Annotated in this window: 10 protein-coding genes; 6 read left to right on the plus strand and 4 right to left on the minus strand. The window is 72.9% G+C overall.

Annotated features, from left to right (window positions below; translation table 11 throughout):
* The 4 genes from ACWDS7_RS43815 to ACWDS7_RS43830 form a co-directional block, all read left to right on the plus strand.
* Nucleotides 1–856, plus strand: an 856-nt coding sequence (locus tag ACWDS7_RS43815) for a DUF5682 family protein (RefSeq protein ID WP_451934111.1), incomplete at its 5' end; no start/stop codon positions are given.
* The gene (locus ACWDS7_RS43820; RefSeq protein ID WP_451934112.1) at nucleotides 856–2,013 is read left to right on the plus strand and encodes a VWA domain-containing protein; all 1,158 of its coding nucleotides are present in this window, start codon (nucleotides 856–858) and stop codon (nucleotides 2,011–2,013) included. The genes ACWDS7_RS43815 and ACWDS7_RS43820, both read left to right, overlap by 1 nt.
* 382 nt (nucleotides 2,014–2,395) lie before the next feature.
* Complete coding sequence (locus ACWDS7_RS43825) at nucleotides 2,396–2,755, plus strand: hypothetical protein (protein WP_451934113.1); 360 nt, start codon at nucleotides 2,396–2,398, stop codon at nucleotides 2,753–2,755.
* Nucleotides 2,737–3,222 carry a hypothetical protein gene (locus ACWDS7_RS43830; protein WP_451934114.1) on the plus strand — a complete coding sequence of 162 codons (486 nt, stop codon included), beginning with the start codon at nucleotides 2,737–2,739 and terminating at the stop codon, nucleotides 3,220–3,222. The genes ACWDS7_RS43825 and ACWDS7_RS43830 overlap by 19 nt, the downstream gene beginning before the upstream one ends.
* 278 nt (nucleotides 3,223–3,500) lie before the next feature.
* Here the strand turns inward: ACWDS7_RS43830 and ACWDS7_RS43835 are convergent, their stop codons facing one another.
* The 4 genes from ACWDS7_RS43835 to ACWDS7_RS43850 form a co-directional block, all read right to left on the minus strand.
* A complete protein-coding gene (locus ACWDS7_RS43835) occupies nucleotides 3,501–4,499 on the minus strand; it encodes a polyprenyl synthetase family protein (RefSeq protein WP_451934115.1) in 999 nt (332 codons plus the stop codon).
* A 102-nt stretch (nucleotides 4,500–4,601) separates the two neighbouring features.
* Complete coding sequence (locus tag ACWDS7_RS43840) at nucleotides 4,602–5,054, minus strand: acyl-CoA thioesterase (RefSeq protein WP_451934116.1); 453 nt, start codon at nucleotides 5,052–5,054, stop codon at nucleotides 4,602–4,604.
* Between the two features lies 1 nt (nucleotide 5,055).
* Nucleotides 5,056–5,685 (minus strand): TetR/AcrR family transcriptional regulator, encoded by a 630-nt coding sequence (locus tag ACWDS7_RS43845; protein ID WP_451934117.1) that lies wholly within the window; start codon nucleotides 5,683–5,685, stop codon nucleotides 5,056–5,058.
* 136 nt (nucleotides 5,686–5,821) lie between these two features.
* Nucleotides 5,822–6,976 (minus strand): alkaline phosphatase PhoX, encoded by a 1,155-nt coding sequence (locus ACWDS7_RS43850; RefSeq protein WP_451934118.1) that lies wholly within the window; start codon nucleotides 6,974–6,976, stop codon nucleotides 5,822–5,824.
* A gap of 500 nt (nucleotides 6,977–7,476) precedes the next feature.
* Between ACWDS7_RS43850 and ACWDS7_RS43855 the strand changes: the two genes are divergently transcribed.
* Nucleotides 7,477–8,157 (plus strand): TetR/AcrR family transcriptional regulator, encoded by a 681-nt coding sequence (locus tag ACWDS7_RS43855; RefSeq protein WP_451934119.1) that lies wholly within the window; start codon nucleotides 7,477–7,479, stop codon nucleotides 8,155–8,157.
* 48 nt (nucleotides 8,158–8,205) lie between these two features.
* The gene (locus tag ACWDS7_RS43860) at nucleotides 8,206–8,892 is read left to right on the plus strand and encodes an MFS transporter (protein WP_451934120.1); all 687 of its coding nucleotides are present in this window, start codon (nucleotides 8,206–8,208) and stop codon (nucleotides 8,890–8,892) included.
* Nucleotides 8,893–8,948: the final 56 nt, after the last annotated feature.

Below are 8,948 nucleotides of genomic sequence, written 5' to 3' on the forward strand. Positions count from 1 at the left end.
GGCGGCCGCCCCCGCCGGGCCCTCGCTGGCCGGCCTCACCGGGCTGGTGGAGCGGTGTCTGCTGGCCGACCTGCCGGACGCGCTGCCGTACGTGCTCGACGCGCTGTCGGCGCGGGCCGCGCTCGACAGCGACGTCACCCACCTGATGGCCGCGCTCCCGGCGATGGTCCGCGCCCAGCGCTACGGCGACGTGCGCGGCACCCCCGCCACCGGCCTGGCCGCCATCGTCGACGCCCTGCTCACCAGGGTCTGCGTCGGGCTGGGCGGGGCGGTCACCGGCCTGGACGACGACGCCGCCCGCGACCTGCTGCGCCACATCGACGGGGTGCAGGCCGCCGTGGCCCTGCTCGACGGCGCCTCCGGAGCGGGATCGCCCCAGGCGCGCTGGCTGGCCGCGCTGCGCGGCGCCTGCGGCCGCTCCGACCTGCACGGGCTGATCGAGGGCCGGCTCACCAGGATCCTGCTGGACGCCGGAGACCTCGACGCCGACCAGGTGGGCCCGCGGATGTCGCGGGCCATGTCGGCCGGGCATCCGCCGGCCCGGGCGGCCGCCTGGATCGAGGGGTTCCTGTCGGGCGGCGGCCTGCTGCTCGTCCATGACGCCCGGCTGCTCGCGCTGATCGACGGCTGGCTCACCGGGCTCGCCCCCGAGACGTTCGTGGACGTGCTGCCCCTGCTCCGCCGGACGTTCGGCGCCTTCGCCGCGCCGGAACGGCGCTCGATCGGCTCGCGGGTCCGCTCGCTCGTGACCGGGACGGTCCCCGGCGCGGAGGGGGCGGCGGAGCTCGACGAGGAACGCGCGGCGGCGGCCGTGCGGACCGTGCTGATGATCCTGGGGAAGGCGGAGGCCGAGTGATGGACGAAAGACTGCGCCGCTGGCGGCTGGTGCTCGGCGGCGACGCCGACGGCACGGGGTGCGCGCTCACCGGGACCGACGCCCAGATGGACGGAGCCCTGGCCGCGCTCTACAACGGCGGTGGCGGCGGGGGCGCGGACGAGCGGAGCGGAGGTCTCGGCGCCTCCGCGCCCAGGGTGGCGCGCTGGCTGGGCGACATCCGGTCCTATTTCCCCTCGACCGTCGTGCAGGTCATGCAGAAGGACGCCGTCGAGCGGCTGAACCTGACCCGGCTGCTGCTGGAGCCGGAGATGCTGGAGGCGGTCGAGCCCGACGTCCACATGGTCGGCACGCTGCTGTCGCTCAACCGGGTGATGCCGGAGAAGGCGCGCGAGTCGGCCCGCGCGCTGGTCCGCAAGGTCGTCTCCGAGCTGGAGCGGCGGCTCGTGCAGAAGACGAAGGCGGCCGTCACCGGCGCGCTGGACCGCTCGGCCCGGACCCACCGGCCCAAACGGGTCGCCGACATCGACTGGGACCGCACGATCCGGGCCAACCTGAAGAACTACCTGCCCGAGCGGAACACCGTGGTGCCGTCGAGGCTGGTCGGCTACGGCAGGCGGCAGCGGGCCGTCCAGCGCGAGGTCGTGCTCTGCATCGACCAGAGCGGATCGATGGCCGCCTCCGTCGTCTATTCGAGCGTCTTCGGCGCGGTGCTCGCCTCGATGCGCTCGCTCAGGACGTCGCTGGTGGTCTTCGACACCGCGGTCGTCGACCTCACCGACCAGCTCCACGACCCGGTGGAGCTGCTGTTCGGCACCCAGCTCGGCGGCGGCACCGACATCAACCGGGCCATCGCCTACAGCCAGGGCCTCATCACCCGGCCCACCGACTCGATCTTCATTCTGATCAGCGACCTCTACGAGGGCGGTGTCCGGGAGGAGATGCTCCGCAGGGTTGCCCAGATGACCGCGGCCGGGGTCCAGGTCATCGTGCTGCTCGCGCTGTCGGACGAGGGCGCGCCCTTCTACGACCGTGACAACGCCGCCGCCCTGGCGGCGCTGGGGGTGCCCGCCTTCGCCTGCACCCCCGACGCCTTCCCCGGCCTGATGGCCGCGGCGATCGAACGACGTGACATCGGCCAGTGGGCCGAGCGGGAGCTGGAGCGCACGGCCAGGTGATCCCGCTCTGACAGGGGTGGCACGCACATGATCTCGCTCTGACAAGGGTGGCACGGAGGCCCGCCCCTGTCAGAGCGCCATGGCCGGCGGCGATGCCCTCACGTCCGGCCGCCCGGCGGGGGCGCCTGGGGACGACAGGCGACGTCCGGGGACGGTAGGGGACGCCCGCTCCGCGGTGGGCCGTCCGGACGGTGGGATGTCCGGGCGGCCGGCCGTTCCGCGGAGGCGCCGTCGGGAACGGTCCGGAATCCGGACGGGATCGGTCCCGAATCCCATTCCATGATCATCGATGCCGTGATCCGGGCTCGGTATCCTCCTGGCGGGCCGTCATGATCGAATGGGTCTGCCCCAGATCGCGCGCAACGGGGTTCGGAGGTGTCAGGTGGCTCTCTCTGACGGGAGCGGAGACGTCCACGGGACCGGCGAGATCGCCCGTCACCGGCGGCCGGCCGCCGACGGCGGGCACGCCTACCGGCCGGCCGGCGCCGACCAGGGGCCGGTCATCGACGTGCCGCACGCCTGTGTGACCGGTCACGGAGGCACCCCGCCCCAGGCGGCCGACCCCGCCGACCGGCTCACCACCGCGGCCAACGGCCTGTGGATCCCCAAGCACACCGCCGAGTGGGTTGGGGGGCTGCTCGCCGGGGTCGCCGCCGCCACGGGATCACCGCCGCTCCGCACCTGCTGCCCCGTCCGGCCGACCTGGCCGGGAAGTTCATGGCCATGCTCCGCAAGGTCCTGAGCAGCGTCGGGCACGTCCTCGAAAGCCTCTTCAAGACTCCCCGGGCCAGGAGGGTCGACACCGTGGCCGGCCGTCTGCACGACCGTTGGCGCGCTCCGCGCCGGCTGGACGGCGGAGGCTACGAACCCCGGATCAAGACGACCACGGACCGGGCGTGGGCGAAGAGACACGGCACGGACCGGGTCGACATCGCCAACATCGACTACAAGCGCCTGCCGCGCGACTGGCGGCAGGAGAACAGGGACTCCGCGGACGTGGCGGTCAGATTGGTGCGCGACGGCGAGAAGCGGGGAGCGGACCTGGGGAGCGAGAAGTTCATGGAGGAGGCCAGCGAGGAAGTGCACAAGGAGTGGCTCAGGCGGAACGGGGAACGGGCCCCCGCCGAGCAGCGGCTGCCGTACCGGGAGCTGACGGAGCTGGAGAAGGAGAAGGACCGGGAGGTCGTCCGCGCGGCGCTCGGCCGCTGAGCGGCGAGCCTGCCGTCGTCGCACCGGACGGGTCTCGGCGGCAGAAGCGCGCGCCCGCACTCCCCGCCGCCACACCGGAGGCGCGGGCATCGAGCGCGTCGAGTGGGCCCGCCAGCCCGGCGACACCGCCGAGCGGCCCGCGTACGCGGCCTACGGCCTGCCCTTCTACACATGAAGCCCGAGAACTCCTCCTTCACGTGGACGCTGTACGTGCGCGCCATCGACAAGGCGGGCAACATCGACAGCTCCTGCACGTAGATCCCGCTCGGCCTCTGAGGTCAGGCGGAACGCCCGCCCACCAGGTCGCAGAGCGACTCCAGGACCCGCCGCGCCGGCGAGTCGGGGAGTCGCTCCGCGGCGGCCCTGGCCCGCGCGGTGTGGCGCTCGGCCTCCAGGCGGGCCGAGTCCATGCCCGGCGAGGCCCGCAGCAGGTCGAGCGCCTCGGCGTGCAGCGCGGGGTCCGCCACGGGCCCGGACCCCAGGATCTCGCGCAGCCGTACGGCTCCCGGCTCCTGCAGGGCGTGCAGCATCGGCAGGGTGACCAGGCCGGCCCGCAGGTCGGTGCCCTGCGCCTTGCCCGAGCTGACCGGCGGCGACAGGATGTCGATGAGATCGTCGGAGAGCTGGAAGGCGACGCCGAGGGCCTCGCCGTACTCCGTCAGGGCCTCGACGACCCGGTCGTCCGCGCCGGCGCAGATGCCGCCGAGCCGCACCGCGAGCGCGATCAGCGCGGCCGACTTGTCGCGGACCACGTCGAGGTAGTGCTCGACCGCGTCCTCGCCGGGCCTGGGCCCCGCCACCTCCCTGACCTGGCCCCTGACCAGTCGCTCGAAGGCGTGCGCCTGCGCTCTCCTGGCGGGCTCGCCGAGGTCGAGGCTGACGGTGGCGGCGCGCGCGAACAGGTGGTCGCCGACCAGGATCGCGATCGTGTTGCCCCAGCGGACCTGGGCGCTGGGCACGCTGTGCCGCAGCGGCGCCTCGTCCATGACGTCGTCGTGGTAGAGGGAGGCGGCGTGGATGAGCTCGACGGTCACCGCCGCGTCCAGCACCGACACGGTCTCGTAGTCGCCGAACTGCGCGCCGAGCAGCACGAGCAGCGGCCGCCACCGTTTGCCGCCCGCGTCGAGGAGATAGCCCGCAGCCTCGGCGATGAGCGGGTCGGGGGAGTCGGCGGCGACCGCGCGCAGCCGGGTCTCCACCTCCTCCATGCTCTTGCGCAGGTGCTCGGCCAGCTCGCCGCCGGCCGGGAGGAGGTGCTCCAGTGCGGATCCCCGCATATCCGTCTCCCCGAATCATGAAATTTCAGGACTGGGGTGGACTCTAGCGCTTCATGATCGGGTGAGCGGCCGAGCTCCCGCCCCGGTCGCGGCGGCCCACGGTCAGGGGCCGAGGTGGCCCGCCGTCAGGACCAGCGGCTGGATGGACTCGCGCAGGGCCGGGCTCATCGGGCTCGGCCGCAGCGTGGCGGGGTCCAGTCTGACCTGGACGCGGCGGCCCTCGGCGTGCACGACGCCGTGGTCGGCCGACAGCACGCGGAAGCCGTACACCACGCTGGTCGTGCCGAGGTGCTCCACCCAGAAGTGCACCGCGGCCGTGCCCACGGTGCTGATCGGCACGTGGTAGGTGATGGAGAACTCGCGCACCACGAAGAAGATCTCGGCGAAGTGGGGGCGGGTGGGGTCGAAGGCCCAGCCGTGCTCCGCCCAGTAGCCGGACAGGGCCCGCTCCAGCAGCAGGACGTAGCGAGCGTTGTGCACCACGCCCATGGCGTCGAGGTCCTCGAAGTGGATCTGCACGGGCTGGATGTGCCCGGTCTGCAGGGCGGTCGTCATGTCAGGCCTCCGGGAGGATGCTGGGGTCGGTCGCGAGCGCCCGGAGCCGGTCGAGCACGGCGCGGCGGGCGTATCGGTGGCTGTGCTCGTGGTGGAGAAGGTGGGTGTGGACGACCACGGCCGAGCCGAGCGCCTCGATCTCGAAGGCGAGCAGGCCGGGGTCGGTGCCGGGCCGCAGCTCGCCGAGCTCGACGGCCCGCCCGGCCAGCCGGCTCAGCAGGTCCATCCAGCTGTCGACGGCGGCGGCGATGGCGTCGTGGACCGGGCCCGGCCGGTCGTCGAACTCCCCGTCGACGGCGCGGAAGAAGCAGCCGCCGGGCAGCTGCGCGGAGGCGTAGAAGGCCAGGCGGTGCTCGTGCAGGGCCCACAGCTTGCGCACCCTCCCGGGCACGCGCAGGGCCGGCTCGATGATCTGCTCGACCCACTGCTGCCGGGCCTGCTCCACGATCGCGAGCTGGAGTGCCTGCTTATCCGGCCAATGTGTGAAAAGTCCGGATTTGCTGACGCCGAGAGTCTGGGCGAGCCGGGCCAGTGACAGGCCGTCGAGCCCTTCCACCGAGGCCAGCCGGACGGCGGTGTCGAGCACCGCCTGGCGGGTCCGCTCACCGCGCTGGAGCCGTCCGTCGATCACGCCGTCACTCTAGCAAACAATATGACCGACCGGTCGGACTTATTTTGGGACGGGCCTCCTCCCGGGCCTGGACCCGGACCCGCGCGGGCCGGCCCGGGCCGTACGGGCCGGTGGCTCCGTACGGCCCGGGCGGGCGTCAGGTGCGGAACGGGCCGCTGACGCAGTAGGTGATCCCTCCGGAGGAGGATCCGGAGGTGCCGCGCTGGGAGGAGAAGTAAAGGCGGTCGCCGGCGGGGTTGAAGGCGGGGCCGGTGATCTCCGAGGAGCCCTGGCCGTTGATCCGCAGGAAGGGGGAGATCCTGTCGTCCGGGGTGATCAGGCAGATCTCCATGTTGCCGCCGTCCTCGGCAACGTAGAGGTCCCCGGAGGCCGAGCCGGTGAGGTTGTCCACCCCGGTCAGCGGCGCCGTACCGGGGCTGACGAGGCTGTCGTCGTAGGCGAGCTCGTAGGTGCCGGCGGCGACGTCGACCTGCCAGACCCGGTTGTCGCCCTTGGTGGTGAACCACACGGTGTCGTTGGCGTAGTAGCAGCCCTCGCCGCCGTTGAAGGGTTTGGAGCCGGAGACCTGGCTGCGGGTCGCGGTCGGGGAGCCGCCGGGATCGGGGACGTCGGCCCAGGTGAAGGCGCCGGAGGTGGCCGAGCCCGCGCGGAGCACCTGCAGCCTGCCGGACGACAGGTCGCCCCAGGTCGCTGGGACGAACCGGTAGAACCGGCCGTCGGTCTCGTCCTCGGTCAGGTAGACGACCTTGCGGACCGGGTCGGCCGCCGCCGCCTCGTGCTTGAAGCGGCCCAGGGCCGGACGCTGCACCGCGGCGCCGCCGAAGGGGTGGGTCTCGTAGACGTAGCCCCGGCTGACCTCCTCGCACGACAGCCAGGTGTTCCACGGCGTCGCGCCGCCGGCGCAGTTCTGCCGGGTGCCCGACAGGATCGAGACCGCGGAGACGACGACGCCGCCGGAGTCGAAGCGGATCGCCGAGGCACCGCCGCCGGGATTGACCTCGGAGTTGGACACGTAGATCCATCCGCCGCCGTCGGCGAAGCAGGCGCCGCCGTCGGGGGCGCTGTGCCAGGTGTAGGAGGTGCCGGGGACCGTCTGCCCGGACCGGGCGATCACCTGGCTGGTGAAGCCCGCCGGGAGCTGGATGCCGTTGCCGTCGGCGGTCAGCAGGGGCCCGTAGGGGCCGGGGGCGTTCTGGGCGGGGGCCGCGAGGGCGTCCTGCCAGAGGCTGCCGGTGAAGGCCAGGGTGCCGGCGCCGAGGGCCGAGGCGCGGAGGAATGTACGACGTTCCATTGACGGACCTCTCATGTGAGGATCAACAGGACCGTTCCCCGATCGTCCCGAGGCTAGAAGCGCCGGTGAACGGCCACCCGTGCGCGCGGTTAACGGGATATGTCCTCCCCGTACTGATTGCCCGCCACGCCGTCCGCGGGGTCCAGGGCGGGCAGGGGGTGGTCCGGGGCGGGCGGGGGCGGGCAGGGGGCCCGTGCTGGTCCGGGGTGGTCTGCGGTGTTCCGGGGTGGTCCGGGGCCGTGACGACGCCGGATGGGCGCTGTCCGTCGTGCGGTGATGTCGCGGGCGTCGTCCGGTGTGCGGCGTTGTCACGGGCGTCGTCCGGCGTGCACCGACGTCGTGGGTGCTGTCCGGCGTGCGGCGATGTCGCGGTGGCGACGAACAGCATTCGCGCCATGCACACCGTTCGCCCTTCCGCACGGCGTTCGCGAGGGAGTGGGCGCGATATACGATCGGCGGATGACCGACATCCGGCTCCGCCGTGGCGCAGGCCTCGCCGGGTGAGCGCTCCGCGGCCCGTCCTGAGCAGGGATCTCATCGTCGCCGCCGGGCTGCGGATCCTCGACGCCGAGGGGCTCGACGCGCTGAGCATGCGCCGGGTCGCCCAGGAGCTCGGCACCGGCCCCGCCTCCCTCTACGCCCACGTGGAGAACAAGGAGGAGCTGCTCGATCTGGTCTACGACGAGGTCATGGGTGAGATCCGGACCCCCGAGCCCGAGCCGGAGCGCTGGCTGGAGCAGCTCAGGGAGCTGGTCATGGAGACGTTCCGGGTGTTCGGCTCCCACGCCGACATCGCCAAGGTCGGTCTGTCCACCATCCCGGCCGGGCCCAACGCCCTGCGGGTCGGCGAGGCGCAGCTGGCCATCATGCTCGCCGGAGGGGTGCCGCCCAAGGTCGCCGCCCTGATGGTCGACCGGCTCGGCCTCTACGTCTGCTCCGACACCTACGAGGGCTCGCGGCGCGCCGGCGGCGAGGACCCGGCGAGTTTCACGGGGGAGCTCTCCGGCCAGATCGAGGAGTTCTGCCGCAGCCTGCCCGCCGACCGCTTCCCCAACCTCGTCGCCCAGGGCGGCAACCCGGTGGACGCCCGCGGCGTCGAGCGCTTCGAGTTCGGCCTGGACCTGATCCTGCGCGGCCTGCTCTCCCATGTCGAGGCGGCGGGTCCTACGACCAAGGGCTGACCTGCGGGACCGATGCCCGGGGCGGGGTGGCGCCCGTACTGTCTGATCATGACTGCTACGACGGTTCTCGCCCCATCCGAGGGGATATTCGCCCAGCGTTACCGCGCTCTGACGGTCGGCATGGTCGCATTGATCGTCCTGGTGGCCTTCGAGGCGCTCGCCGTGGCGACGGCCATGCCGGTCGTGGGCCGCGAGCTCGACGGGCTCGCGCTGTACGCCCTGGCCTTCAGCGGGTCACTGGCCGCCGCGATGGTCGCCACCGTGCTGGGCGGGCGCTGGGCCGACCTCCGAGGACCGGTCGCCCCCCTCTGGGCGGGGGTGGGCGCCTTCGCCGTGGGGCTCGTGATCGCGGGAGTGGCGCCCACCATGGACCTGTTCATCCTGGGCCGGTTCGTGCAGGGCTTCGGCGGAGGGATCTTCCAGGTCTCGATGTACGTGCTGGTGTCACGGATCTACCCGGCGGCCATGCACCCCAAGGTCTTCTCCGTCTTCGCCGGAGCCTGGGTGGTGCCGTCCATGGTCGGGCCGGCGATCACCGGCATCGTGGTGGAGCAGCTGGGCTGGCGCTGGGTCTTCCTGGGGGTGCCGCTGCTCGTCGCCCCCGCGGCCCTGCTGCTGTGGCGGGGCCTGTCCACCACGCCGGCCGGCGACGGCCCCGAGGTGGGCGAGCGCACCCCCATCATGCGGCGGCTGGGCTGGGCGGCGCTGACGCCGAACCAGCCGATCTCGTCGTAGATGACGACCTCAGCCGCCCCGTCTGCGAGGTTGGTGATGCGGTACCAGTCGGTGCC

Source organism: Streptosporangium sp. NPDC003464 (assembly GCF_053588315.1).